The organism is Aquabacterium parvum, assembly GCF_001447195.1.
Taxonomy (GTDB): Bacteria; Pseudomonadota; Gammaproteobacteria; order Burkholderiales; family Burkholderiaceae_C; genus Aquabacterium; species Aquabacterium parvum.
The window spans coordinates 1-273 of sequence record NZ_LFRI01000190.1 but is presented as its reverse complement, the minus strand read 5'-3'; the positions used below and the strand labels follow the sequence as shown (position 1 = coordinate 273).

1 protein-coding gene is annotated in these 273 nt (G+C 57.5%); it reads right to left on the bottom strand.

What is annotated here, in order from left to right; genetic code table 11:
- Positions 1-31: 31 nt before the first annotated feature.
- On the bottom strand, positions 32-154 hold the full coding sequence (locus tag ABG80_RS23750; protein WP_268760913.1) for a hypothetical protein: 123 nt from the start codon (positions 152-154) through the stop codon (positions 32-34).
- Positions 155-273: the final 119 nt, after the last annotated feature.

Here is a 273-nt window from a genome sequence, read left to right as displayed (position 1 = left end):
GGGTGCCACTGGCCCGAGTTGTCTCCCCGCTTCACTTCGTATGACCAAACAGCGCCCACAACACCATCGAGCACAGAGCCGCGACCACGTTGCCGGCGTTTCCATAGCTCGCGCTGGGCTCTATGAAGGTGCTTAAGGCGTTCAGCCAGGTCATCACCGTTCTTCACCGTCAAAGTCACCAAAAAAGGCCTCAGAGCCGTTTTCTCGGCTCGGATGACCTCCCACCTATCCAAGTAGGCTTTCATCGACTTAGCGCCCCGTCTAATGGCACAC

Coding starts and splice junctions, on each gene's coding strand:
- ABG80_RS23750 (WP_268760913.1), bottom strand. CDS start 154: ATGACCTGGCTGAACGCCTTAAGCACCTTCATAGAGCCCAGCGCGAGC.